Source organism: Bacillus sp. FJAT-52991 (assembly GCF_037201805.1).
Taxonomy (GTDB): Bacteria; Bacillota; Bacilli; order Bacillales; family Domibacillaceae; genus Bacillus_CE; species Bacillus_CE kandeliae.
Genome location: NZ_CP147404.1, coordinates 327,215 through 352,143 on the forward strand (window position 1 = coordinate 327,215; position 24,929 = coordinate 352,143).

Consider the following 24,929-nt stretch of genomic DNA (forward strand, 5'->3'; position numbering starts at 1 on the left):
TTAAAACGGCACAACAATTGCATAAATAAGAATAAAAAATAATTACAACAGGGGTGGGAAAATGAAAAAATATACAGCACTAATTCTTTTACTCATTGCTATTCTCACGTTTACTACTGCATGTAGTAATACGTCCTCTAGTAAACAAGAGAATGAAAACGATTCCAAAAACAACGCTCAGGCGGAAGGGCCTCTTGCAGGAGAGCCGGTGACGATTTTAACAGGGGGGACTTCAGGGGTTTACTTTCAATTGGGAAATGCTTTAGCCAAAATTTATGGGGACGAATTAGGTGCTCAAGCCAGTGCCCAAACAACAGGAGCATCCGCTGAGAACACAATGAAAATTAGTAAACAAAAAGCAGAGCTTGGTTTAGCGATGGCGGATACGGTTTCAGACGCTTATAAGGGAGAGGGGAATTTTGTTCGCTCTGGAGCGCTGTCAAATGTAAGAGCGGTCGCTTCACTGTATCCGAACTATATGCAAATTGTCGCTCCTAAAAAAGCAGGCATTCGCACATTAGAGGATTTAAAAGGTAAAGATGTAGCCGTTGGAGCTCTTGGCAGTGGAACAGAGATTGTAGCCAAGCGCATTTTACAAGAAGCGGGTATTACATATGACGATATGAATGCGGACTTTTTATCTTTTTCAGAAGGAATTGAAGGGATTAAAAATGGAACAACTGATGCCGCCTTTCTTTCTTCCGGTTATCCAAACTCAGGAATTATGGAATTAGCCGCCACAGATGAAGTAGAAATTATTCCAGTACCGAAAGAATTAACAGAAAAGCTGCAAAAGAAATATCCTGCGTTTAAAGTAGGGGAGATTCCAGCTAACACGTATAAAGGTGTAAAAGATGCACGTGAAACAGTGCTAGTGAACAACTTGATGATTACTCATAAAGATTTATCCGATGAAAAAGTGTACGAATTGACAAAAACAATGTTTGAGAATTTAGATGACCTTCGCAATGCTCACAATGCAGCGAAGCAAATTGAATTAGACAAAGCGGTGGAAGAGCTGCCGTTGCCGCTTCACCCAGGAGCAGAGAAGTATTACAAAGAAAAAGGAATAATCCAATAGAGAGGGGATGACTTCATGACAGAGAGCAAAAACACAATGCCGGAGACAGCCGGAGGAGAGGAAGAAATTCTTCAAAAGTATGACAGTGAATCAAGATTCCGAAAAATTGATGCAGGATTTTGGCGTTGGGCTGTGTTTATTTTAAGTGTTGGCCTAGCTGGTTATCATTTATATACAGCTTACTTCGGTCCGCTTGATGCCCTTCGTCACCGGTCGTTGCATACAGCGATCATCGCTGCTTTAGTATTTATTCTATATCCAGCTTTTTATAAAAAGAATTCAAGCAATAAAGTGACGATCGTCGATATGCTATGGTCAGTAGCAGCCCTTGCTACGGGTGGCTATATGATCTTCGACTATGAAGGAATTGCGGAAAGAATGTCCATCTACATGCCGAGTAATGTAGATATCGCTTTTGGTATCTTGACGATTATCGTGGTTATTGAAGGTGGTCGTCGGGTAGCAGGGAATGCTTTGACCATCTTAACGGTTTTATTTATTGCTTATGCCTTTTTCGGACACTCTTTTCCTGATTTATTAAAGCATTCAGGTAAAGATTTAGAAGATATTGTGGCATATATGTATTTATCAACAGAAGGGATTTACGGTATTGCCATTTCTGTTTCTGCTTCCTACATTATTCTCTTTATTTTATTTGGCGCATTCTTAAATAAATCAGGCATGGGAAAATTTTTCACGGATATTTCGCTTAGTGTAGCTGGTCATACGTCTGGTGGACCTGCGAAGGTATCGGTCATTTCGAGTGGATTGCTCGGCTCCATTAATGGAAGTGCTCTTGCAAACGTGGTAACAACGGGTGCGTTTACGATTCCATTAATGAAACGTGTCGGTTACAAGCCAGAGTTTGCTGGAGCGGTGGAAGCTACGGCTTCAGTCGGTGGGCAAATTATTCCGCCTGTTATGGGAGCAACCGCGTTTATTATGGCAGAAACATTAGGCATGCCATACAATCAGATTGCTCTTGCCGCGATTTTACCTGCTTTCTTATACTATTTAGGCATTATTCTAATCGTCCATTTCCGGGCAAAAAAATTAGGCTTAAGAGGGATGTCTAGAGCTGAATTGCCGAACTTCTGGAAAGTGTTAAAAAGCGGCGGTCATTTATTGATCCCGATCTTTGTCTTAATCGGTATGTTAATGGCAGGGAAGACACCGCTATATGCTGCTTTCTATGCGATTGTTCTGTCCATTGTTGTTAGTTGGTTTAATAAAGAAACGCGTATGGGCATTAGAGAAATTCTTTCTGCGATGGAAGAAGGAGTTCGTGCCGCTCTAGGTGTGGCGATGTCGTGTGCGATGGTTGGTTTGATTGTTGGTGTTAGCACGTTAACGGGTCTTGGGCCAAAATTGACCCAGTCGATTCTTGTACTTGGTCAAGGGGAAATGTTCTTAACGCTATTCTTTACGATGGTGGCTTGTATCATTATGGGGATGGGTCTTCCATCTATTCCGACGTATATTATTACGGCCACGATGGCAGCTCCTGCTTTGCTGGAACTAGGAGTTGATCCATTTGTTACTCATATGTTTGTGTTCTACTTCGGAATTTTAGCCAACGTAACGCCACCGGTTGCTTTAGCTGCTTTTGCGGGAGCGGGTCTTGCTGGGGCGAATCCGAATAAGACCGGATTTGAAGCGTTACGATTAGCGTTATCTGGCTTCATCATTCCGTATATCTTCGTCTTTTCACCGGTACTTCTTATGCAGAATGTAACTAGTCCATGGGAAGTTGTTTGGGTGACAATTACCGCGATTATCGGCATACTAGGCTTGAGCGTAGCGCTAGAAAGATACTTTATTACAGATCTTCCATTGCCGCTCGCAGCCTTGTGTTTAATTGGTTCCGTCACATTAATTGTTCCTGGTCTATGGACGGATATTGCTGGATTTGTCGTACTATCTCTTGTTTTAGGTCAACAGATTCTATCTCGTTCTAAAGGGCGACCGAAAGTACAAGATTCAAACGCGATTTAATGATCAAAACAGCTGTTAGGGGTTCCTGACAGCTGTTTTTGATCATGTGAAATATTCAAGCTTAGCTTCGGGAAAGTATTGTTCGATATAGCGTCCGAAAGTAGTTTGAATGTCCTCTTGTTCTTCTTTTTTATAGACGTATTTTCCGATTCCATATCGTCCCCACTTGTATTGGCGCTTTTCTTCTTCCATTTCTAGTTTCGTCATCGGATAATTTTTTTCAATGACACGTTTCGCTGGTTTCGTGAATCGATGCTGAATGAGTTCAAAGGTTAAGTCTTTCGTAGCATAGGTTGGCAATGTTTCTTTTAATGTTTGGAATAGCTCTAAATAACCTTGTTGCCAATCGTCATATAAATAAATTGGGGCAATGATAAAACCAAGGGGATAGCCTGCTTTCGCTACTTTTGCTGCTGCTTCTACCCGTTCGGCCAGTCTAGAAGTTCCAGGTTCAAGGTGTTTGATCACATAGTCTGCATTCATGCTAAAGCGAAAGCGCGTTTTCCCATTATGTTTCGCATCTAGCAAGTGATCAACATGGGCAAACTTTGTCACAAATCGAAGCTTGCCATATTTAGATTCACCAAAAAATTCAATCGCTCGCTTTAACGAGTGGGTTAAATGATCAATACCAACGATATCTGATGTACAAGAGGCTTCAAATCTAGTAATATCGGGTGCTCTCTCGGCCATATAATTATGTGCTGCTTCTAATATTTCCTCGGTATTCACATACGTTCGAATGTAAGGCTTACTTCCCATCGTTGTTTGTAAATAGCAATAATGGCAATGTCCCATACAGCCCGTAGCTAAAGGAATAGCATATTCAGCAGATGGCTTTGACGTATCAAATTTGAGCGTTTTACGCACCCCGACGACAAGAGTAGATTTAGCGATGCGATATTGCTGGAAATGATTATCACCGGGTAAATTTCGCACTTGATTGTGAGAGGTTGTCTGTCTAATTTCAATCCCCATATTGGTGAATTTCTTTTTTAATTCGTGTCCAAGTGGATACTCTAGTGCTCGGGGCTCGATATACACAAGCTGAGGAATAAAAAGTTTAACCAATGCTCAACCTCCTACTCAATCGCCCCGAAGTAACGAGCGAATTCCTGTTCCGCTGCCGCTTCAGATGGATAAATAGCAATTTGTTGATCTAGAGGATAATATGTTTCGTATAAAAACAGTGCCAATTCTCCCGGCCGCTCCGGGTGATGAACAACCGCGGCTTGTTGCACATTCGCAGCTGTATACGTATGAGGATTACGATAAATGACATATACGATATCCCCTGCTTGGTAGGCTTGTTCGGATAATTCCATATCAGCACCTGCTTTCTTCAAAAATGTATCTATCCTTAGAGTGTCTTGTTATGAAGAAAACATTCGTTACTTTTCAAGAAAAAGAGGACACTTCTTATATGAGAAGTGCCTTCTTTTATTGAATATACATTTAGATGCGTATACGGCGATGGACGAACAAACCGATTAATACAAGGATCATAAGAGAACCTAATGCCGTTCGACTAGCGATATTGCCATAGTCCGCTAGAAGTAAAGTGATCGTTCCGTAAATGACTGGTCCGACGATGGCAGATACTTTTCCTGAAAAAGCAAATAGGCCAAAAAATTGTCCGCGTTTGTCTTCAGGTGTTAGCTCGATGATAAAGGTTCTGGAAGTGACCCAGACAGCTCCTAATGAAACACCGAATAAGCTTCCCGCTACCCAAAACATCGCTCCATTAACAGCAAATGTACCAATAAATAAAGCGATCAGTAAGATGATTCCGACATACATAACAGATTGTTTGGCGCCAACAGATTTTGTCACATAGCCAAAAATGAATGAGCCAATAATACTGGCAACAGTCGATACTAAGTAGAGAAGGATAAACTCTCCTGATGAAAAGCCGACAATGGCTTTTGCATAGACCGCCATCATCGCAATCGCGGTGGCAATTGCATCATTGATAAAGAAATAAACGATCATAAACAAAAAGATGGCTTCGTGTTGTTTCATCTCTTTAAATGTAGCATAAATTTCCTTGTAACCTTTCAGAAATGACCCCTTTTCGGCGGGAGGCAGCGGTGTTGTTTCCTTCCCTGTTAACAGTAACGGTAAAGAAAATAGCAAGAACAGAATGGCTGTTGGAATAAAGGCCCGATGGAAATTTTCATCGCCAATGAAAGGATAAATGGCTAAACCAGCGAGCGTCCCGATATAGCCTACTGCTACACCGAATCCAGAAAGTAGCGGAATGGTTTCTTTCGTCCCTAAGTCAGAAAGCATCGCATCATAAAAAATTAGGCTTGAGTGGTAAAAGAACTTTGCAATGACAAATAACAAGACGACGAGTACAAGAGCTGTTGGAAGTTTAAATAGACTACTTTCGAGATTCATTGATGCGAAAACACCCATTCCGATCGTACATAATATACAAATGAGTGTGAAAGGAATAATATAGCGTTTTTTTCGGCCTGTGCGGTCCATCATTACACCAAAAAGTGGGGAGAATAAGACAAGAAACAAGCTTGCTGCTGCGTTAGCGTATGAAATAAACGTACTAGCAATTTGGTTTAACTGCTCGCTTCCTCCGATCGCCTCTTGTAAATAGAAAGGGAAAAAGATCGTAATAATATTTGAAGAAAAAATCGTGTTGGCAAAATCATAAAGCGCCCATGAAAGAACAGGTAAAGAGAAAAATAACCCCCATTTTGGTTGTTTGACGGGTAGGCTGTTTTCTTTTCCTTGAAACTGAGCCATCGGTTTCACCTCTTTTTCTCTATTATAGATCTTCCATTTTTCAAAAGGAGTCGAATGAAGAAAAAATTACACAATATTTACAAAAAAGAAGCTGACTCCTGTGCCATACACTTAAGAGTCAGCTTCTTTGCAGTGTGAAGTTTTTTGATGAACAACCATTCCAGTCATTGCGCCAATAAGTGCACTAAACACAATATCAGAAGGATAATGGTGACCTACCCAAACCCGTGATAGTCCAATCAACCCTGAAAGATAAGAAAGAATACGTCCCCACACTCGATTACGGAGAAAAATCGCTGTAGATACGGCAAATGCCAGCAGCGTATGTTTACTTGGGAATGAAGAGTCGGCTTTAGTAGGAATCAAGATCCCGACTTTTTGCTTCATAAATGGTCGCGCTTTAAAACAAAGACGTCTTAAAACAAAATCAATCAGCCAAGCGACTATGATAGATAAGGTAGCAGATCGGGCCGTTCTTCTTTGTGGACCATCCAATATCCATTTTAGCAACACAACGAACATATACACGTAACGGGCTCTTTTTGAAAGCAGAATCATGAATTGATCGACTAGAAAGAAGCGTCCTGACAGCTGTTGGATACTCCAAAATAACCTTTTGTCCATCAAACAGCCTCCCTTATAGAGTGATGAATTACAGTTATAACTTGCCCAGCTAAACTATAATTAAACAAGGGAAAATAAGGAGCAACGGTTTTAACTGCCGCCACAACCTCCGCCGCAACCGGAAGAACATCCAGAAGAACAATTTGAAGAGGAGCAAGAAGAATCCGATCCATTTCCTGAGTCACACGTAAAGCTAGAGCAGCCGCTAGAAGTTGATGACCCATGTGACGCTTCTTTAGGAAGTAGATGATCCATCTCATGTTGATAATCCTCAGCCTCATACATAGAGAAATAAACCATAGCGGGAAGTAAATAAGTATGATTATTTTCGGAAGTCATGCGTTTGAAAGGCTCATCGTCCTCATCTTGTTTGATAAATTCTGCTTGTTGAATATCATTATTGAGTAGCTGAACGAGTATTTTCTGTGCGTCTTCCGCTTCTTCATCCTTTTTAAAATATAGCTCTAATAACGATGGTTCGGATAATGTTCGAAAGTTTTCGAGCAGCTCGGCTTCAAGAGGGTGCTTTAAAAATGTTCCCCATAATAATCGGCTGTTTGCAGTTGGTTCAAATAATTGTAGATAGACCCAATCAAATAATGCTCGTTCATTTGGAATCGGGACGACCTCCATATTAGGTGTGTGATGTAAAAAATTTCCGTAAAATTTATTAGAAAATGTCTCATAATCCTTCGTAAACATTAACATTTCATGCCAAACTTCATCGACTTCCTCACTAAACATGGGGACTGTCTTTAATATTTTCGCTAAAATAAAATATCTTTTTAACTCAAAAAGTCGCCAGTCAAAATCATTATCTGTCCATGCGGGATGATTCATTAGGACGCGACTCTTCACTTTTTTAATGAAATCTGGAGAGAGTGATTCAGTAAGCCTAGTTTCAAGCCATAATAACTCAGGATGACGCTCATCTATCAACAGAGGGGTTTGAATACGGTAGAGTTTTAATTTTTTCTTTCTTTTCTTGACCTTAGAAAGTGCAGCAATAACTATAAACAATAAGATACCAATAAAAAAAACTGGCCAAATCTCACTCATAGGAAACCTCCTTTTTTTGGTATAGTTTCATTATAATAGCGGGGAAATAAAAATAACAGACGTTTCTAATAAGTAATATGCCTATTAATTCGATTGGTTTTGTTCAATTTAAAAAGAATTAAGGAAAAGCTTGTTCATTTGCGGTAAAATAGAGGCATAGAACATTTGGTGAACCGTCTGTACGGTATCGCTATATATCATATTATGTAAGTGAGGAGTAGAAGAATGGAAAAAGTACTTATTTTCGGACATAAAAATCCAGACACAGATTCAATTTGTTCAGCTATTGCTTATGCAGCATTGAAAAAAGAATTAGGAATGAACGTAGAGGCTGTTCGTTTAGGGAATACAAACGGTGAAACAGAGTATGCTTTAGAGAAATTTGGTGCAGAACAGCCTCGTTTAATTGAAAAAGCAGCTCCAGAAGCAAGCAAAGTCATTTTAGTTGACCACAATGAGCGCCAACAAAGCGTTGATGACATTGAAGAGGTACGCATTCTTGAAGTTATCGATCATCACCGTATCGCTAATTTTGAAACGAGTGATCCTTTGTATTACCGTGCAGAGCCAGTTGGATGTACAGCCACAATTTTAAATAAAATGTACAAAGAAAATGGTGTGTCTATTCAAAAAGAGATTGCTGGTTTAATGCTGTCTGCGATCATTTCAGATACTTTATTGTTTAAGTCACCAACTTGTACAGAAGAGGATGTTGTAGCGGCACGTGAACTTGCTGCTATTGCTGGAGTCGATGCAGAAGAATATGGACTAGCGATGTTGAAAGCTGGCGCAGATCTTAGTGATAAGTCTGTAGACGAATTAATTTCTCTTGATGCGAAAGTATTCCCAATGGGCAGCCGTAAAGTAGAAATCGCTCAAGTCAATGCTGTAGATACAGCGGATGTACTTGTGCACAAAGCAGAAATTGAAGCGGCATTGAACCGTACAGTTGATGAAAAAGGACTAGATTTATTCTTATTTGTCGTAACGGATATACTAAACAGCGACTCTGTGGCACTTGCTGTAGGTCGAGATCAAGCTGCGGTTGAAAAAGCATTTAACGTACAATTAAAAGATAACACAGCTATTTTAGCGGGCGTCGTTTCTCGTAAAAAACAAATCGTCCCTCCATTAACAGATACGTTAAAAGACATGTAATCATAAATGAACAGAGTGAGGCTTCTTCCCAAGGTGGAGGAGGCCTCTTTTTTTATGCATGGATGAAGAGTGAAAAATCTGCTGTAAAATAAAGTTTTAATTTATAAAAATAAATAATTTTACATATTTAATTATAATTTTAAAATATTTAAATATTATAAAAAATCTGTTTAACATTGACAATATAGCAGAAAAAAATTATGATAAAATAGTTTCTATTTAATATATTACACTCTCTTTGTTTTTAATTTTTAGACAATACTGTAAATTATAGAGAAGTGCAGAAATTTTTGGAAGGAGTTGCAATATGGACAACAACTACAAGCAAAAGATTGTCCAGAGTGTACCGCAAAAAGGTTTTTTTGGTCATCCTAAAGGATTATTTACATTGTTTTTCACTGAGTTTTGGGAACGATTTTCTTATTATGGAATGAAAGCCCTTTTACTTTATTATATGTACTACTCTGTCTCTGAAGGGGGACTAGGGTTAGATAAAAGTACAGCCTTAGCGATTATGTCTATTTACGGTTCACTTGTATATATGTCAGGGATTATCGGTGGTTGGATAGCGGACCGCTTACTAGGCACATCTCGAACCGTTTTTTATGGTGGTGTCCTCATTATGCTTGGGCACATCGTGTTGGCGTTGCCTTCAGGTACAACAGCATTGTTTGTTTCAATGGTTTTAATTGTGATCGGAACAGGTCTATTGAAACCCAATGTTTCCAGTATTGTTGGAGATGTGTACAGCGAAGAAGATGCTCGTCGCGATTCAGGCTTCAGTATTTTTTACATGGGAATTAACGCAGGGGCTCTTATTGCACCGCTAATTGTAGGGACGATAGGACAGGAATATAATTTCCATCTTGGATTTGGGATTGCCGCGATCGGGATGTTTATTGGATTAGCTGTTTTTGTTGCAACAAAGAAGAAAAATCTTGGATTAGCGGGTACGTATGTAGCAAATCCACTAGCTCCAGAAGAAAAGAAGAAGGTATTTACTCGGATTGGTTTAGCTGTGGCTTTGATTGCAGGACTTGGAACTGCCGGAATTGTCACTGGTACTTTAACCATTGATCGCTTTGTCACTTTAGTAAGTATTTTAGGGATTGTTATTCCAGCTATGTACTTTATTGTTATGTATCGAAGTGAAAAAACGACAGATGTGGAACGTTCACGCTTACTTGCTTATATTCCATTATTTATTGCTGCGATGATGTTTTGGGCAATTCAAGAACAAGGATCAAACATTTTGGCTTTGTATGCAGATGAACGTGTTCAATTGCAATTTGCCGGAATTGAATTGAAATCTTCATGGTTCCAAACATTAAATCCGCTATTTATTGTTACGCTCGCACCAGTATTCGCTTGGTTGTGGATGAAGTTAGGAAAGCGCCAGCCCTCTACAGCTAAGAAGTTTTCACTTGGTTTATTTTTCGCAGGTCTGTCTTTCTTAGTGATGATCTTCCCAGCTTATCTGAATGGAACAGATTCTCTTGCGAGTCCGCTGTGGCTTGTGCTTAGCTTTTTCCTAGTCGTTCTTGGTGAGTTATGCTTATCGCCAGTTGGATTAGCAGCGACAACGAAATTAGCGCCATCCGCATTTTCAGCACAAACGATGAGTCTTTGGTTTTTAACTAATGCTTCAGCTCAAGCAATCAACGCGAAAATCGTAGGCTATTATACAGAAGAAACAGAAATTGTTTATTTCGGTATTATTGGAGGAGCAGCTATCCTGTTAGGAATATTACTATTCTTATTATCTCCAAAAATCCAAAAAATGATGAAAGGCGTCAACTAAAGGAGCTGACCCTCACTCATTTAAAGTGAAGGCCATGTTAACGTATCTTGTTGATTTTTGACTCATTTGCAAAGTAGCGATTTTGCACGAAGTTTAATAAAGGCAAAGTAACAAAGAACGGTTTCGGCCGTTCTTTTTTTATTTTCCGGGAAATAACGACAAGGAATGGCTCATTATATCGACAGCAAGTTTGAGTTTTCAACATGTATAAGAAGAAATTTTGAAACCTTTTCATTATTTTTCCGTATGAATAGATAAAAGCTGAGCGGAAGGATGATAAAGAATGGATCAAGAAGAGCATGTACAAATAGCAACTAGATTTGTTTCTGATTATGAAAAGCTGGTCAAGGCAGTGAGCTGGGGAGTGGATAAACGACAATTGTTATCTATCATTTGTCAATATCATTCAAGCGGACTGCGTTTCGATCCGCAAAGCTACTTGCAGCTATCAAATTATATAAAGAAACAAGAAAAATGGACGTCGCCGCTGCGGACGAGCTTTAACTATTCATTTGCAGCGATGCTACTAACCAACTTTGAAGACTCATATCAAGGTTTTGAAGATGTCCAAAAATGTTACCGCTTACTGCTAGACAAGGGTTTTCGTAAATCGAGTTATACTTATATTGCAGCAGCGGTTGCTGTGCTTCCTCCAGGTGATCGTAAGCAAGACTTACCTAAATGTACTTCTCGTGCCATGGCGATATATAAACAAATGAGGAAAGAACATTTCTTTTTAACCTCTTATGAAGATTATCCATTGGCCATCCTATTGGCAAAATGTGAGGAAAATCATCATGGTTTAATAAATGAAATTGAATATTACTATGGAGCATTAAGTGAAGGTCCTTTTCGTGTAGGAAATGATTTGCAATTTTTGACTCATATTTTAGCTCAAGGTTCTTTTAATAATCGGCAAGCTCTCGCGGAACGAGCTATTCATTGGTTTGAAAGTTTGCGAAGTCGAGGAGTGAAGGTGAAGGGAACTCATTATTCGGTAGTAGGTATGCTGGCACTTTTAGCTACGCCAGATCAGCTGATCGATGAAGTGATGAGTTTATATCATGTCTTTAAAGAGGAAAAACGATTTAAATGGTATCAGGATATGAGCCTGCTCATTGCTGTTCAATTAGTGATTAAAGAAAAAATGAAAGATAGCAGTGTAATGACTGCTGGTTTAGCCGTCTCTATTGAAGCTATCTTACAAGCGCAGCAAGCAGCGATGTTCGCAGTGATTTCAGCGGCAACGATTTCTGCCTCCACGGCTAATTCTTCACAATAATTAATTAGCAGAAAAATTAAAATAGTATACGATTCAACTATTCAATTATATTGAGCGTAGAAAGTCACTTCCTCTTTAAGAGCAAGAGACCAGTACACAGATCAAGCCAGTGATATTTTCCTTAGCAGGAATGGATATCACTGGCTTTTTCGTTCCTTTCAAATGAGTCAAAAATAATCGAAATCAACATCATTGTTTAACAAAGTCTAAATAAAATTGTATCCAATCAAAAAATAGATTGGATGCGGAATTTGTAGGGAGGAATAGATTTATCGCTTGATAATACTGAATTGAGGGATTATATTATAATAATCTTGCAATTCAGTATTTTATGTGATAAAGTTTTTGTATCCAATATCCAATCAAAACCATTTGGATGAGTTGATTTTTCCTAATTGAGGTGTACGATCATGAATTTTCAGCCGTCTAAAGATAAGACAACTGTAGTTAATTATGTAACGAAAAATTTAAGACAGGCGATTTTGAACGGCACATTCAAGGCGGGAGAAAGATTAATCCAAGAAGATTGGGCCAACATTTTAAATGTGAGTCGCATGCCGATTAGAGAAGCATTAAGACAACTTCAATCGGAGGGATTGGTGAAAATTGTTCCGCACAAAGGAACGATTGTCACACCAATTACGAAAGAGGATATAGAAGAAATTTATTATTTGCGCTCATCTTTAGAAGGGTTAGCCGTTGAAAAATCACTGCCTTTTTTAACAAATAAGGACAAACAGGAATTGGCTGACATTCTAGAGAAAATGGAATCTTTAACGTTAACGGATGAAACGAATGATTATTACATTTCGTTAAATGAAAGTTTTCATAAGCTTTTACGAAAAGGATGTCCATGGACTAGAGTGTTAAAAACAGTAGAGAACTTAGGGATTTCTCCGATTGCTCCCAGTTTGCTAGTGGATTACTATGGAGAAACCCAAAGAGAGCACCGATTTATTTATGAAGCAGTAGAAAGAAATGATCCAGCTGAATTGCGGGCGGCGATTGAATATCACATATTGAGGACAAAGAATAACTTAATCTCTTATATGGAACATTTAAAGCCATCCGAGGAAAATATAATGAATCATTCAAACCATTAATTTAGTAATAGGAGGAAGTAAATATGTACGACTTTGGTATAGTTGGCGGAGGAATTGTGGGTCTTTCCACAGCAATGGCATTATATGATCGTTATCCGAATGCAAAGGTTCTATTGTTAGAAAAAGAGACGCAATTGGCTATGCATCAAACAGGACATAACAGTGGAGTTATTCACTCAGGAATTTATTATAAACCTGGAAGCTATAAGGCGCGCTTTGCTCGTCAAGGAAGTCAATCCATGAAAGAGTTTTGCGAGCAATATGACATTGAACATGATATTTGTGGAAAAGTAATCGTTGCAACAAAGAATGAAGAACTACCATTACTTGATAATTTATATAAGCGCGGACTTGAAAATGAACTAGATGTAACAAAAATCAGCAAAGAAGAATTAAAGGAAATCGAGCCTCATGTCAATGGTTTGGCGGCCGTTAAAGTAGCGGCAGCAGGAATTGTTAATTACAAGCAAGTAAGTGAAAAATTTGGTGAAATTATTCGTGAAAATGGTGGAGAGATCCGTCTTGGAACGAAGGTTGAAAGTATTTCTGAATTACAAGATGGCATTACAATTGAAACGAACAAAGGAACATTTAAAACCAAGTTTCTTATTAACTGTGCCGGATTACATAGCGACCGTGTAACAAACATGACTGGATACAAAACGGATGTGAAAATTGTTCCATTCCGTGGCGAATACTATAAATTAATACCTGAAAAAAGACATTTAGTTAAGAACTTAATTTACCCTGTACCAAACCCTAAATTCCCGTTCCTTGGTGTGCATTTCACTCGCATGATCGGCGGAGAGGTAGATGCTGGGCCGAATGCGGTTCTTGGTTTTAAACGAGAAGGATATAAAAAGACAGACTTTAACGTGAAAGATTTCTCAGAAGTAATGGGTTACCCAGGTTTCTGGAAGCTTGCAAGCAAATTTATGGGTGAGGGAATGGAAGAAATGCTTCGTTCGTTCAGTAAAGCAAAATTTGTTGCTAGTTTGCAAGAGTTGATCCCTGAAATCCAAGCAGAGGACTTAATTCCAGCGCCAGCAGGTGTACGTGCGCAAGCATTAAAAAGTGATGGCAGCATGGTAGATGACTTCTATATCATTCCAGGTGAAAGAAGCATTCATATTTGCAACGCACCATCGCCAGCGGCAACGGCTTCGATTGAAATTGGGAAAGAAATTGTGAAGCAAATCTCTGAACAGTCTCATTTAAAAGAAGCAATCACTTCTTATTAAGAAAGAGGGCAATCCAAATGATGAATTCAAAAGTAATGTTTATTGCTGGACATGCTAGATTGCCGCAAGGAATGGCAGCAAAAAGTGTGTTTGATACATTGACAATTACCGCCGAAGTGGATATTAAATATGGCGTTATTCTAGAAGCCTCCTGTACGTTGGCGACTGAACACGGCAGAAACTTTATCGGTCAATTGCTTAGAGGGGTTAGTTTAAACGATGGTATCGACGAGCCGCTTAAGCAACTTCAGTTATATTACAAAGGAAAAGCTGCCAATGCTTTAGCTGCTGCTTTAAATGATTTGCATTTACACTATCAACAAGTTTCAAAAAGTGTAAAATAATAATCAAAAAATATTGACAATTTTATGACTTTGGCATATAATGATTACAGTTAATAAATATATACTCACCTTGAGAAAATTGCCTTTTCCAATCACGTGGGTAATATCATATAACCGGTCTTTCGTTCGCATGTAAAATAAAATATTAACTGAAATATTTACTGTGACTCCACTTCCATGGAGCAATGAAGTAAGTATAAGCCAGTTTACTCACCTTTTTCAAAAAAAGGGCGTAAACTGGCTTTTTTATTTTCTTGTATGAGACCAACTAATAATGATAAAACCTAGGAGGAATTTTTAATGAGTACTATGGAGAAACAAGCTAAAAAATTTATTGCAAAAACACCTAATTATGAGGTGACATCTCATCCGCAAAGCGATCGCCTTTATCATATTGAATTGGATCGTACAGTAGTCAGAGCTTTTTTAGCAAAAGCAAAACAAGAAGGTGTAACTGTTCAGCATTTAGAATACACACCATATGCTAGACGAATTGTTGCAGACTACTTGTTACAATTAGTAGGGAAAGAGTTTCAAGATGTGTTAAGAGGTATCCTTCATGATCGTGAAACAGGCGGTTACACAATCGGTTTACAAGAGGAAACTGTTGATAAAGAAGAATATGTGATTTTTGCAACAGCTTTAACGCATATTGTAGGTACACCGAACTTCGACTCAATGACAGGTAAATACTATGCTAGATTTACTGTTGCACATACAGATTCAAGTGATTCTTATCTTCGTCAAGCTTATCGTTTATTTACTCTTCACACAGATGGAACGTTTGTTGATGAGCCGACTGACTGGTTATTGATGATGAAGATGACAGAAGAAAATGCAGTAGGCGGAGAGTCTCGTTTACTACATTTAGATGATTGGAAAGAATTAGAGAAATTCTCTACTCATTCACTAGCTACTCACAAATTCACATATAGAGCACCAAGCAGCAAAAACGTGGACCAAGAAGTGCAACGTGCAACATTCTTCAATGACAACAACAAACCTTGCATTTGCTACATTGATCAATTTGTGTATCCAGACACAATTGAAGAAGCGAAATACTTGAAAGAGCTTTCTGATTCAATGGAAAATGATGCAAGCGTAATTGAATTGAAATTACCTGTTGGCGATCTAGTGATGTTAAACAACTTATTCTGGTTACATGGCCGTGCGGCGTTTGAAGTGAATACTGAGTTAAATCGTGAGCTTATGCGTCAACGCGGACGTTTCGCTGAAATTTAATAAAGATAAAAAAGGTGTAGACATTAGTCTGCATCTTTTTTTATGAATCACATATGTTCATGGGAATAGTTTATGCAATTTTGCATTTTCAATGGATGGTTTATAAAAAACACGAATCAGTCACTGTTAAATATAGAAAATTATAAAAATATTTTTTCGACAAACAAACCTTTAAATTAGCGGTTTGTTTGTCGTTTTTTATGTTTTTTGTCAAGTTGGCACAATAATTGTAAGAATATTTAATGAATTAAAGGTTGCAGTCACAGTGATCAAGGATTATCAAAAGGGAAATATTTGATTTTTAGCGTTTTTTGTTGTTTTTCCAAATGTTTATTGAGGATAGGGCACAGCATGAGTCAGTGAATTGATGTTAATAAGGAGGAATGATAGATGCAAGATTCTGTTGGTTTAAAGAGATCTTTAAGTTTATGGGGAATTGTTATGTTAGGGGTAGGCTACATGACACCGATGGTCGCGTTTGATACATTTGGTATCGTTTCAGAAAAAACAGGTGGACATGTACCGGCTTCCTATCTTATCGCTTTACTAGGAATGTTATTTACTGCTGCAAGTTATGGGAAAATGGTGAAGTGTTTTCTTTCGTACCATTTATGAGTAGTGATATGCAAATGGAGTCTCTTGTAGCAGGTGCTACTATTCTTTGTTTCTCTTTCTTAGGATTTGATGCTGTTACTACGTTGGCGGAAGAAACGCCGGATGCTGTGAAAACGATTCCAAAAGCGATCTTTTTAACTGCATTGATTGGCGGTGTATTATTTACGTCCGTTACTTACTTTACACAAATGTATTTTCCGGATATGTCAAGATTCTCGAATCCTGAGTCTGCTTCACCTGAGATTGCCTTGTTCGTTGGTGGGCAACTATTCCAAGCGTTTTTCTTGGCCGGAACATTAACTGGAACATTGGCTTCAGGTTTAGCTTCTCATACAAGTGTTTCTCGTTTACTATACGTTATGGGGCGCGATCAGGTGATTCCTGCTAAGTTTTTTGGATATGTGCATCCGAAGTGGAGAACTCCTGCATTTAACGTCATTTTAGTAGGATTTATTTCGTTGATTGCTATTTTTCTAAGTTTAGAAACAGCGACATCATTGATCAACTTTGGTGCGTTAATTGCATTTACCTTTGTAAATTTAGCTGTCATCGCTCACTATGTAGTAAAAAAGAAGAAATATAAAACGTTTAAAGATGTGGTGAGTAATTTGGTTTTTCCAATCATTGGAGCGAGTATTGTTATGGTGCTGTGGGTAAATTTAGATATCCACTCATTAATCCTCGGTATTATATGGTCGATCTTGGGTGTGCTTTATTTAATGTATATCACCAATATGTTCCGTTCACCAGTTCCACAAATGCATATGGAGGAAGTGTATGAATTATAAACAATAACAGGTCTATCTCTTGCAAACTTCTATATAGTTTGCGAGAGGTAGACCTTTTGATTTTTCCGGTCTTGGTGGCATAGTGAACCAATCGTGACTTACAAAAGATTATTTTGACTTATGCAAAAATTAATAGGCTATGATTTTTTTCATAAAACAAACAAGAAACCTTTGAAAGGAAGGCTTTTATTTCAATAGTTAGCCGTAAAAACGGACTATTTTTTGATGGCACGGAAATTGCTTATTGTTAAGTAATAAAAAAAACGAGGTGTAGTTATGGAAACAAAATCGCAGATTACGAAGATGAAAGATCAGAAGTTGAAGGAGGAGAAGAACCCGCAATTAGAATTTCAAGCGATATTAAAGCAAGCGATTGAGCTTCTTGGGTATTCAGATGAGGTATTTGAGTTTTTTAGAGAGCCTATGAGATTTTTGGAAGTAAGTATTCCAGTGAAAATGGATAGTGGAGTAACTCAAATCTTTCGTGGTTATAGAGCGCAGCATAATGATGCGTGCGGACCAACAAAGGGAGGTATCCGCTTCCATCCAGAGGTGAATCCAGATGAAGTTAAAGCACTTGCAGGTTGGATGAGCTTAAAATGTGGAGTGAATGGTTTGCCGTATGGAGGAGCTAAAGGTGGGATTGTTTGTGAACCGCGAAATATGAGCATGAATGAGCTAGAGCGTTTAAGTCGTGGTTACGTCCGTGCAGTTAGTCAGCTAGTTGGTCCAACGAAAGATATTCCGGCACCAGATATGTATACGAACTCACAGATTATGGCTTGGATGCTAGATGAATATGACCATATTAGAGAATTTGACTCACCTGGTTTTATCACAGGAAAACCGTTAGTGCTAGGTGGTTCAGAAGGCAGAGAAACGGCTACTTCAAAAGGGGTATTGTATACATTAGAAATTATGAGTGAGTTGAAAAATATGCCACTTGAAGGGTTGAAGGTCATTGTTCAAGGATTTGGTAATGTCGGTGGCTACTTAGCTCACTTTTTACATGAAATGGGCGTGAAGGTAGTAGGTATTGCGGATGCTTTAGGTGCTATTTATGATCCTGAAGGTCTGGATATTCCTTATTTACTTGAACGACGCGATTCATTTGGAATCGTGACAGGTTTATTCGACAACGTTATTACAAATGAAGAATTACTAGAAAAAGAGTGCGATGTATTAATTCCAGCAGCGATTGGTGGAGTAATTACAGAGGAAAATGCTGATCGGATCAATTGTAAATTTATTGTAGAAGCAGCGAATGGTCCAACGACGAAAGAGGCGATTCAAATTCTTGATCAACGTGGCATTTCAGTCGTTCCAGATATATTAGCCAACTCTGGCGGGGTCATTGTTTCCTATTTTGAATGGTGTCAAAATAACCAAGGTTTTTACTGGACAAAAGAAGTCGTGGAAGAGCGTTTAAAAGAGAAAATACATGCGAGCTTTTTAAATATTCAACAAACGTCTGAGCGTTTTGGTGTGTCGATGAAAATAGCTGCCTATATGGAAGGTATTAGTAAGATGACTGAAGCTTCTCGTTTACGAGGATGGATTAACTTTTAAGAGAAGAGCATGACATGAGGAGAAGATCCACATTTTGAGAGTTGAAGATTTGAAGGCAAAAGGAATAATTGTGATTGGGAAATCATATGGTAAGAAGGCTGAAGGCGAAGCAGAGAGTCCAGCAACAACAAAGTGTGGGATCTTGGGTGGGATTGGGATAATTAATGCTGAAAAAAGGAGATGAGTACTAATGTTTGAGGAGATGATTACAAGTCCTTATGAAGGAATCATTCATGAGGTTCTGATTAGCAAAGATGCACGAATCTATGAATGGGAACCACTATTTTTAATTAAAGATGAAACTGGGGAGCTTTTTTCTCTGAAAATGGGAGTGAGCGGGGAAATTCAGTCATTAGAAGTTGAAAAAGGAGACAAAGTCATCCCTGGAATGGTACTCGCCTTTGTAAAAGAAGAACTTGTTATTAGTGCATGTGATTAAATTAAATACCTTAAAAAAAGAAGATGGAGAGCCATCTTCTTTTTTGATTATTATTTGTATATTCTAAATAATTAATATTATGATAAAATTTTGTTAAAATAATAAGTAGGCAAAAAAGGGAAGGGAGGAAGGCTTGTGTTTAACATCAATGAAGAGAAAGTAAAGCCACTCATCACAATAGCTATGGAAGATCAGACAAACGACGATGATATTGATGTCAGTGGAATAAAAGAACCATATGTGTTTATCACGGAGCAAAATAAATTAATTAGTTATGTTCATCTAAAAAGTAATCGCTTAGCTCATAAAGGTCGAATAAAATTTCAGACGCTAATGAATGAGTCTGTTTCGATTGATAAAATATATCAGGTAAATAAAACGATTTCTTTACCCGTCATTTTTCAAGTGATAGGTGAGCTACTGACAATTATTCTTAATGACCAAGGGGAACCGATCGGGTATTTAAAACGTGAGGAACTATTAGCAGAATTGTTCAAGCAAGAAGATCAAAGTGTGAATTTAATTCAAACTTTGTTGACGTCCATTCCAATGGGGATGTTTGTTGTAGATCGGGAGAAGAACATTATTAACTGTAATGATGCGGGATTGAAAATGATTAAGTCCACTTCTGAAAAAGTAATGAATCAATCAGCTCAATCTATTTTTCATGCGGCGCATATTGAAAGTGTGTTCGCGACAGGAAAAACGGTTTTGAACCAAGTCCAATTGACAGACGAAATGGGTGTATTATTAGATTATTGTCCCATCTTGAATCAAGATCACGAGATAGAGGGGATGTTGATCGTCGTTCAAGATATTCCTAAAATTGAAGAAATGGCGATGGAAATAGAAGATATTAAAAATTTAAATACTGATTTAAACGCTATTTTATCAACGATTTACGATGAAATATTAGTAGTGAATCATAAAGGAGAACTCATTCGTTACAGTGAAAACATCATCCCTGATTTTTGGGGCACTGATTTACAAGAACTACTTGGGAAGAATCTTTCCCAGTTAGAAGAACAAGGATTATTTAGTCCGTCTGTCACAAGGCTAGTGCTAGAACGAAAGAAAAAAGTATCGATTGTCCAAGAGGCGAAAAATGGAAGAAAGGTTCTCGCTGTAGGAAATCCGGTCTTTAATGAAAAGGGAGAAATCGACCGTATTATTGTTGCCTCAAGGGACATTACTGAAACAACAAGATTAAAAAGTGAACTGAAGGAAATAAAGAAAATCTCTGAGCAGTATAAAAAAGAGTTAGATAGTTTTAAAAACCAAGATCGTACGCTGAAAAAGCTAATGTACCGCAGTCCAAAAATGGAAAAGATCGTGATGCAAGTAAAGAAAATTGCTGAATTCTCCTCGACCGTCTTAATTACCGGAGAATCGGGTTCAGGAAAAGAAGTCATTGCTCAGGCAATTCATCAGCTCGGCAGAAGGTCACATAAACCATTTTTGAAATTAAATTGTGGAGCTATTCCAGAGAATTTGTTAGAAAGTGAACTTTTCGGCTACTCGAAAGGAGCTTTCACAGGTGCGGATAAAGAAGGAAAAGATGGCTATTTTAAAATGGCGGATCAAGGAGTATTGTTTCTCGATGAGATCGGTGAGATGCCGTTGCATTTGCAAGTGAAATTATTGAGGGTGCTTCAAGAACAAGAAGTCATCCCTGTCGGAAGTACAGTTGCAGAAAAAGTAGACGTTCAAATTATTGCGGCGACGAATAAAAAACTTGAAAAAATGGTTGAGCAAGGAACCTTTAGAGAGGATTTATTCTATCGGCTCAATGTGATCCCGGTCCATATTCCTCCATTAAGAGAGCGAACGGAGGATATTTCGGTATTAGCTTTTCATTTTCTCCAGCAATTGAATGATAAATACGATAAAAACTTTCATTTAACGCCCGATGCCGTCAATGTATTAGAATTTTATTCTTGGCCGGGTAACGTACGTGAATTACAAAATATCATTGAAAGACTTGTTGTTTCCTCTGACGAATCGACGATCGATGCTGAATTTGTTAGCCAATTTTTGTCGCTTGGTTATGATTTTAAGAAATCGAAGCCGATCATTACAAGAGTGATTCCATTGCAGGAAGCGCTAGATGATGTAGAAGAGCAATTAATTACGCTAGCCATGAAACAATATAAAACAACAACGAAAGCAGCGAAAGCTCTAGGTGTGAGTCAGTCATCTGTCAGTCGAAAGTATCAAAAAATTATGGAGAAAAAAAACCCTCTCTATATGAATTAGTATAGCAAGCTAGTAACATAGAAAAAACTTAAACGGTAGTCAAAGAGACTTGGAGAGATCCAGTCTCTTTTTGGTTGTTTCAGCCGATTTTGATAACTAACGGATTTTATCCCGCATTAACGGGCTGTAAGACCCCCACCTCAACATGGCAGAAGAAGCGTAGACGTGTAGGCGGGGATCAACAGCCCGAATCCAGCTGCGGGCGTTAGAGGCTCGAGGTCACAAGTCAAATCGCTGATGAGGCAAAGAACGTCTCTTCAGCGATTCGTCTTGTGCTTGTCGCCTCTGAACGAACGCCCTCCGCTTTTTAAAGTAAACGCCCGATCCGTTCGGGCCTGCACGATGCAGGTTACAAAGGCGTTGCAACAGGACGTTGCGACTTTAGCCTTTGTTCCTCTTTTCATCAGCGAGGGATGAAGAAAACCCCCACTGATTGAAGTTTCATTTTATTTAAAATAGCATACATTATGCATAAATGAATAGGTATGCAAATACTTCTTGATGTTAAAGTTTTCATAAAAAGCGAACCAAGAGCCATAGTCACGGCGTTTTTTGTGAAAAATCTTAATTTTAGAAAATTGGCACGATAGTTGCATTATATAAGACAAGAACATAAGCAAAGGAGATGGGTACATGTTAGATACACAAAAGCAAGCAACTACTAAAGGTGAAAAAACTCTTGATTTGAAAATGCATATCAATGGTGAGTGGAAAGATGGAAGCGATAACAAAACACGTGAAGTCATCAATCCAGCGACTGGTGAAGTAATTGCTCACGCAGCAGAAGGAACAGTAGAAGATGCTAGACAAGCAATCGCTGTTGCTAAGGCAACTTTTGAAAGCGGTGTCTGGTCAGACCTTCCAACTGTAGAGCGTGCAGCTTATTTATATAAAATTGCAGATAAAATTGATGAAAAAGCGGAAGAGCTTGCTCAGCTTGAAACGATGAATAACGGAAAGCCTTTACGCGAAGCTGGATTTGACATGGGCGATGCGGCAGCTTGCTTTAGATATTATGCAGGTATGATTACACAGCCTGACGGTCAAACATACCATGTAGCAGATCCAATGCAAGCAATGGTTGTTAGAGAGCCTGTTGGTGTTTGTGGATTAATCGTTCCTTGGAACTTCCCTCTTTTAATGAGTGTATGGAAAATTGCTCCGGCTCTAGCAGCAGGTAACACGGTTGTCTTTAAACCATCTGAAGTAACGCCAGTAACACCAACAAAATTAATAGAAATTATCGAAGAAGCAGGAGTACCAAAAGGTGTTATTAATATGGTTCATGGAGCAGGACCTGTCGTAGGTAATGAAATTGCTGCTCATAAAGACGTTGACATGGTGTCGTTTACTGGCGGAACAAAAACTGGTAAGCACATTATGAAAACGGCAGCAGATACAATGAAGAAAATTTCACTAGAGCTTGGCGGTAAATCACCGAATATCATCTTTGCTGATGCTGACTTTGAAGTAGCCGTTGACTATGCATTATTTGGTATTTATTGTGGCGCCGGTCAAGTGTGTTCAGCTGGTTCTAGAATTTTAGTTGAAGAAAGCATTTATGATAAGTTTGTTGAACGTTTTGTTGAACGCGCGAAGCAAATTCAGGTAGGATCAGGTCTAGATGAAGAAACAGAAATGGGTCCATTAGTGAGTAAACAACATATGGAAAAAGTATTGGGTTATATCGAGATTGGAAAAGAAGAAGGAGCTCGCTTAGTTTGCGGTGGAGAGCGCTTAACTGAAAATGGACTTGAAAATGGCTATTTTGTGGCTCCAACTGTTTTCGCAGATACAACACAAGATATGAGAATCGTTCAAGAAGAAATTTTTGGCCCGGTAGTAGCGATCCAAAAATTCAGCAATGAAGAAGAGGCGATCCGTTTAGCGAATGGTACAGATTACGGTTTAGCTGGAGCGGTCTTTACAATCGATGGAGCGAAAGCAATGCGTGTGATTAAAAAGCTTCGCGCAGGGATCACATGGATCAACTCTTATCACCCAACATATAACGAAGCGCCATGGGGTGGCTATAAACAAAGTGGTGTAGGTCGAAGCTTAGGAACGTTCGGTTTAGAAGAATTTCAAGAAATCAAACAAATCAATATCAATATGCAAGTAGAAGAAACAGGCTGGTTTAAAAACTAATATCTTTTAAAAAATAGGAGTGGACAATCAATGACAACTGAACTGAAAAATACTGTAAATAACGAGCAACAAGTCTCTGAGTATATTAATAAAGTTTTATCAATGATTGAAAAAGAAGAAGTTACACAAGAGGAAGCACAATGGGTAATAAAAGAAACGGTCGATGGTTTCCGTGATCACGTAAATCCAGGCTTCCTAGCTTATCGTAAAACCGTTACTGAAGGCGGTCAATTCGCTGCAGTTGAATGGTCTGATGGCGGATCTTGCTTTAAAGATATTAATGGAAAAACATATATTGACTGTTTAGGCGGATTCGGTATTTACAACGTTGGACACCGTAATCCTAAAGTCGTAAAAGCGGTAACAGATCAGTTAAATCGTCAAGCTCTTCATAGCCAAGACTTATTAGATCCACTGCGTGCAATGTTAGCAAAAATTTTAGCTGACATTACACCAGGCGATTTAAAATATGCGTTCTTTACAAACAGTGGAACTGAGAGTGTGGAAGCTGCTTTGAAGATTGCAAAAATGTCTAGCGATCGCACAACATTTATTGCAACAACTAAAGCTTTCCATGGTAAAAGCTTAGGTTCTTTATCTGGTACAGCTAAAGGTGTATTCCGTAAGCCGTTTCTGCCATTGATCCCAGGCTTCCGTCATGTACCATTTGGCGATATCGATATGATGAGAAAAACATTTGAATCTTGTGCATTTGTTGGTGAAGATGTAGCGGGAGTTATTTTAGAGCCAATTCAAGGGGAAGGTGGAATCATCATTCCACCAGCTAACTACTTGAAAGAAGTAAGAGCACTTTGTGATGAGTATGGCGCTGTCCTCATTTTTGATGAAGTACAAACAGGAATGGGACGTACAGGAAAAATGTTCGCAGCTGATCTATTCGAGGTAGAGCCGGATATCCTTTGTTTAGCAAAAGCATTCGGTGGCGGGGTAATGCCAGCTGGTGCCGTTGTAGCTAACGAAAAAGTATTCCAAAACCTATTCGACAATCCGTTCATGCACACAACGACTTTCGGCGGAAACCCGCTAGCTTGTGCGGCAGCAATTGCGACAATTGGTGTATTGCTTGAAGAAAACCTTCCAGAAAGAGCGGCTGAAGTTGGGGAATATTTCTTAAAAGGCTTAAAAGAAGCTGCACAAGGTCACGAAGACAAAGTCCTTGAAATCCGCGGCCAAGGCTTAATGATCGGAATTGAGTTCCACCAAGACGAAATCGGCTACGAAGTATCAAAAGGCATGTTTGATAAAGGCATCCTCGTTGCTGGAACACTAGTTAACTCGAAAACAATCCGTATCGAGCCACCATTGACAATTAGCTATGAAGAAGTAGACACAGTGATTCAATCATTTAAAGAAGTACTGGCAACAATGTAAGCATAAACAAAACCCCCTTATAAAAG

Annotated in this window: 20 protein-coding genes and 1 pseudogene; 16 read left to right on the forward strand and 5 right to left on the reverse strand. The window is 38.6% G+C overall.

Features of this window, described 5'->3' with window-relative positions:
- Positions 1–61 precede the first annotated feature (61 nt).
- Both WDJ61_RS01895 and WDJ61_RS01900 read left to right on the forward strand, forming a co-directional pair.
- Positions 62–1,081: a TAXI family TRAP transporter solute-binding subunit gene (locus WDJ61_RS01895; protein ID WP_338752770.1), complete on the forward strand. Its 1,020-nt coding sequence runs from the start codon at positions 62–64 to the stop codon at positions 1,079–1,081.
- Between the two features lie 15 nt (positions 1,082–1,096).
- Positions 1,097–3,076, forward strand: coding sequence for a TRAP transporter permease (locus WDJ61_RS01900; protein ID WP_338752771.1), 1,980 nt, complete (start codon positions 1,097–1,099; stop codon positions 3,074–3,076).
- A gap of 42 nt (positions 3,077–3,118) precedes the next feature.
- On the opposite strand, the gene splB is transcribed toward WDJ61_RS01900, so the two are convergent.
- The 5 genes from splB to WDJ61_RS01925 form a co-directional block, all read right to left on the reverse strand.
- Positions 3,119–4,147: a spore photoproduct lyase gene (gene splB, locus WDJ61_RS01905; RefSeq protein WP_338752772.1), complete on the reverse strand. Its 1,029-nt coding sequence runs from the start codon at positions 4,145–4,147 to the stop codon at positions 3,119–3,121.
- A gap of 11 nt (positions 4,148–4,158) precedes the next feature.
- On the reverse strand, positions 4,159–4,401 hold the full coding sequence (locus WDJ61_RS01910; RefSeq protein ID WP_338754656.1) for a transcriptional regulator SplA domain-containing protein: 243 nt from the start codon (positions 4,399–4,401) through the stop codon (positions 4,159–4,161).
- A 130-nt stretch (positions 4,402–4,531) separates the two neighbouring features.
- Complete coding sequence (locus WDJ61_RS01915) at positions 4,532–5,842, reverse strand: MFS transporter (RefSeq protein WP_338752773.1); 1,311 nt, start codon at positions 5,840–5,842, stop codon at positions 4,532–4,534.
- Between the two features lie 111 nt (positions 5,843–5,953).
- On the reverse strand, positions 5,954–6,466 hold the full coding sequence (locus WDJ61_RS01920; protein WP_338752774.1) for a phosphatase PAP2 family protein: 513 nt from the start codon (positions 6,464–6,466) through the stop codon (positions 5,954–5,956).
- A 90-nt stretch (positions 6,467–6,556) separates the two neighbouring features.
- Positions 6,557–7,525, reverse strand: a complete 969-nt coding sequence (locus WDJ61_RS01925; protein WP_338752775.1) for a hypothetical protein — start codon at positions 7,523–7,525, stop codon at positions 6,557–6,559.
- Positions 7,526–7,750: 225 nt separating this feature from the next.
- Here WDJ61_RS01925 and WDJ61_RS01930 point away from each other — a divergent pair, with 225 nt between their 5' ends.
- The 14 genes and pseudogenes from WDJ61_RS01930 (at position 7,751) to WDJ61_RS01995 (ending at position 24,903) form a co-directional block, all read left to right on the forward strand.
- On the forward strand, positions 7,751–8,683 hold the full coding sequence (locus WDJ61_RS01930) for a manganese-dependent inorganic pyrophosphatase (protein WP_338752776.1): 933 nt from the start codon (positions 7,751–7,753) through the stop codon (positions 8,681–8,683).
- A gap of 307 nt (positions 8,684–8,990) precedes the next feature.
- On the forward strand, positions 8,991–10,484 hold the full coding sequence (locus WDJ61_RS01935; protein ID WP_338752777.1) for a peptide MFS transporter: 1,494 nt from the start codon (positions 8,991–8,993) through the stop codon (positions 10,482–10,484).
- A 283-nt stretch (positions 10,485–10,767) separates the two neighbouring features.
- Positions 10,768–11,766: a DUF4003 family protein gene (locus WDJ61_RS01940; RefSeq protein ID WP_338752778.1), complete on the forward strand. Its 999-nt coding sequence runs from the start codon at positions 10,768–10,770 to the stop codon at positions 11,764–11,766.
- Positions 11,767–12,176: 410 nt separating this feature from the next.
- Positions 12,177–12,869 (forward strand): GntR family transcriptional regulator, encoded by a 693-nt coding sequence (locus tag WDJ61_RS01945; RefSeq protein ID WP_338752779.1) that lies wholly within the window; start codon positions 12,177–12,179, stop codon positions 12,867–12,869.
- Positions 12,870–12,892: 23 nt separating this feature from the next.
- On the forward strand, positions 12,893–14,110 hold the full coding sequence (lhgO, locus tag WDJ61_RS01950) for an L-2-hydroxyglutarate oxidase (protein WP_338752780.1): 1,218 nt from the start codon (positions 12,893–12,895) through the stop codon (positions 14,108–14,110).
- Between the two features lie 17 nt (positions 14,111–14,127).
- Positions 14,128–14,454: a DUF3870 domain-containing protein gene (locus tag WDJ61_RS01955; RefSeq protein WP_413789042.1), complete on the forward strand. Its 327-nt coding sequence runs from the start codon at positions 14,128–14,130 to the stop codon at positions 14,452–14,454.
- A gap of 300 nt (positions 14,455–14,754) precedes the next feature.
- On the forward strand, positions 14,755–15,696 hold the full coding sequence (glaH, locus tag WDJ61_RS01960; RefSeq protein WP_338752781.1) for a glutarate dioxygenase GlaH: 942 nt from the start codon (positions 14,755–14,757) through the stop codon (positions 15,694–15,696).
- Positions 15,697–16,086: 390 nt separating this feature from the next.
- Positions 16,087–17,099, forward strand: a pseudogene (locus WDJ61_RS01965) (APC family permease).
- A gap of 276 nt (positions 17,100–17,375) precedes the next feature.
- Positions 17,376–18,668 carry a Glu/Leu/Phe/Val family dehydrogenase gene (locus tag WDJ61_RS01970; RefSeq protein WP_413789043.1) on the forward strand — a complete coding sequence of 431 codons (1,293 nt, stop codon included), beginning with the start codon at positions 17,376–17,378 and terminating at the stop codon, positions 18,666–18,668.
- A 34-nt stretch (positions 18,669–18,702) separates the two neighbouring features.
- A complete protein-coding gene (locus WDJ61_RS01975) occupies positions 18,703–18,852 on the forward strand; it encodes a hypothetical protein (protein ID WP_338752782.1) in 150 nt (49 codons plus the stop codon).
- Between the two features lie 6 nt (positions 18,853–18,858).
- On the forward strand, positions 18,859–19,107 hold the full coding sequence (locus tag WDJ61_RS01980) for a hypothetical protein (RefSeq protein ID WP_338752783.1): 249 nt from the start codon (positions 18,859–18,861) through the stop codon (positions 19,105–19,107).
- A gap of 183 nt (positions 19,108–19,290) precedes the next feature.
- A complete protein-coding gene (locus WDJ61_RS01985) occupies positions 19,291–21,363 on the forward strand; it encodes a sigma 54-interacting transcriptional regulator (RefSeq protein ID WP_413789077.1) in 2,073 nt (690 codons plus the stop codon).
- A 633-nt stretch (positions 21,364–21,996) separates the two neighbouring features.
- Positions 21,997–23,511: an aldehyde dehydrogenase family protein gene (locus WDJ61_RS01990; RefSeq protein ID WP_338752785.1), complete on the forward strand. Its 1,515-nt coding sequence runs from the start codon at positions 21,997–21,999 to the stop codon at positions 23,509–23,511.
- Between the two features lie 30 nt (positions 23,512–23,541).
- Positions 23,542–24,903, forward strand: a complete 1,362-nt coding sequence (locus WDJ61_RS01995; RefSeq protein ID WP_338752786.1) for a putrescine aminotransferase — start codon at positions 23,542–23,544, stop codon at positions 24,901–24,903.
- Positions 24,904–24,929: the final 26 nt, after the last annotated feature.

Coding starts and splice junctions, on each gene's coding strand:
- WDJ61_RS01925 (WP_338752775.1), bottom strand. CDS start 7,525: ATGAGTGAGATTTGGCCAGTTTTTTTTATTGGTATCTTATTGTTTATA.
- WDJ61_RS01935 (WP_338752777.1), top strand. CDS start 8,991: ATGGACAACAACTACAAGCAAAAGATTGTCCAGAGTGTACCGCAAAAA.
- WDJ61_RS01990 (WP_338752785.1), top strand. CDS start 21,997: ATGTTAGATACACAAAAGCAAGCAACTACTAAAGGTGAAAAAACTCTT.
- WDJ61_RS01980 (WP_338752783.1), top strand. CDS start 18,859: ATGTTTGAGGAGATGATTACAAGTCCTTATGAAGGAATCATTCATGAG.
- WDJ61_RS01895 (WP_338752770.1), top strand. CDS start 62: ATGAAAAAATATACAGCACTAATTCTTTTACTCATTGCTATTCTCACG.
- WDJ61_RS01955 (WP_413789042.1), top strand. CDS start 14,128: ATGATGAATTCAAAAGTAATGTTTATTGCTGGACATGCTAGATTGCCG.
- WDJ61_RS01985 (WP_413789077.1), top strand. CDS start 19,291: ATGGAAGATCAGACAAACGACGATGATATTGATGTCAGTGGAATAAAA.
- WDJ61_RS01910 (WP_338754656.1), bottom strand. CDS start 4,401: ATGGAATTATCCGAACAAGCCTACCAAGCAGGGGATATCGTATATGTC.
- glaH (WP_338752781.1), top strand. CDS start 14,755: ATGAGTACTATGGAGAAACAAGCTAAAAAATTTATTGCAAAAACACCT.
- WDJ61_RS01915 (WP_338752773.1), bottom strand. CDS start 5,842: ATGGCTCAGTTTCAAGGAAAAGAAAACAGCCTACCCGTCAAACAACCA.
- WDJ61_RS01970 (WP_413789043.1), top strand. CDS start 17,376: ATGGAAACAAAATCGCAGATTACGAAGATGAAAGATCAGAAGTTGAAG.
- WDJ61_RS01930 (WP_338752776.1), top strand. CDS start 7,751: ATGGAAAAAGTACTTATTTTCGGACATAAAAATCCAGACACAGATTCA.
- WDJ61_RS01945 (WP_338752779.1), top strand. CDS start 12,177: ATGAATTTTCAGCCGTCTAAAGATAAGACAACTGTAGTTAATTATGTA.
- WDJ61_RS01920 (WP_338752774.1), bottom strand. CDS start 6,466: ATGGACAAAAGGTTATTTTGGAGTATCCAACAGCTGTCAGGACGCTTC.
- WDJ61_RS01900 (WP_338752771.1), top strand. CDS start 1,097: ATGACAGAGAGCAAAAACACAATGCCGGAGACAGCCGGAGGAGAGGAA.
- WDJ61_RS01940 (WP_338752778.1), top strand. CDS start 10,768: ATGGATCAAGAAGAGCATGTACAAATAGCAACTAGATTTGTTTCTGAT.
- WDJ61_RS01995 (WP_338752786.1), top strand. CDS start 23,542: ATGACAACTGAACTGAAAAATACTGTAAATAACGAGCAACAAGTCTCT.
- lhgO (WP_338752780.1), top strand. CDS start 12,893: ATGTACGACTTTGGTATAGTTGGCGGAGGAATTGTGGGTCTTTCCACA.